Origin of the sequence: Olsenella profusa F0195, assembly GCF_000468755.1 — a bacterium.
In the GTDB taxonomy this organism is placed as follows: Bacteria; Actinomycetota; Coriobacteriia; order Coriobacteriales; family Atopobiaceae; genus Olsenella_F; species Olsenella_F profusa.
Genome location: NZ_AWEZ01000038.1, coordinates 1 through 1,118 on the forward strand (window position 1 = coordinate 1; position 1,118 = coordinate 1,118).

Consider the following 1,118-nt stretch of genomic DNA (forward strand, 5'->3'; position numbering starts at 1 on the left):
AACCACCGTAAGGGCCCCGCGGGGCACCCTCACGCCCGCCGCCCGGAACAGCGGCTCCCCCTCGCGCGCGGCCGTCGCCCACAGGCTCCCCGAGATGCGGGCGAGGTCGCCGGTGTCGCGGTAGAGCCCCTCGAAGCCCGAGGACTCGCGGGCCTCGGAGGCGAGGCCCCTGAGGCGGTCGAGGTGCACCCGATTCGCGCCAAGATAACCCCTGGCCATGCTCACATAATGCATGGGTTCACGCAGCAAGGGGCAGAGCACGCCAGCGCTCACGATCGTCCCTAGCGGAACGCGGCCTGCCGCATGGAGCAAGGCACACGCTCCGATGGTCAGCACCTGCAGGACGCCGGACAGATCAAGGGGAAGCCTCTCCACAATGACCTCAGCAAACTCAAAGTTCCTGAGGAATGTCGTGAACTGGTTGGAACTCTCCTCAAAGCGGCTCGCGAACGCTTCCTCCGCACGGATGGCGTTGATGGGGCGCTTGTTCTCCACGATGCGACGTCCCTCGTCAAGCCAGGCATCGCGGCTGGCCAGCCACCGTCCCTGCAAGTCGTTCGCCTTGCGGCCCGGGATGTCCATCACAAGGTAGTAGAGGGGAAGGTAGCAAGTGAGCAGGATGCCCAGGTACAGGTTCATGGCAAAGGCAACGCCACAGACGATGACCGCACATAGGACGCCTCCCACGAATGCGATGCTTATCGAGGCATAGACATCACCGTAGGCAAAGGACGAGCCGGTGGCAAGGTTCAGAAAGTACCCCTTGCCGTGCCTCCCATAGACCCGTTGGGGGCAGTTGATCACGCTGTCGACCGTCATCTCTGACGCCTTGATGGACGTTCCCATGGACATCTTGAATGGCAGCCACCGACCGAGGAAGAGGTCGGCGAAGGCAGAGGAGGCAAGTAGCACAAGCAGTGCCGGCAGTGTCTCGCCCACATCTTGGAGTCCCTCGCCCCGCACAAGACCATCGACGACCTGGCCCATAACCAGGCTCGCCAGTGCGGCAAGCGCAGTGGCCAGAACCATACAGGAGGCGAACAAGATGTTCCTGCCCGTCACCTCGAAAACCGGAAAAGGCCTTTCCCTCCTGCTGCCATGGCTCATATCCCTTCCCC

Annotated in this window: 1 protein-coding gene; it reads right to left on the bottom strand. The window is 63.1% G+C overall.

The features are described 5' to 3' along the window. A partial coding sequence (locus HMPREF1316_RS13640) for an ABC transporter ATP-binding protein (RefSeq protein ID WP_198009587.1) occupies positions 1–1,029 on the bottom strand: 1,029 nt, incomplete at its 3' end. Positions 1,030–1,118: the final 89 nt, after the last annotated feature.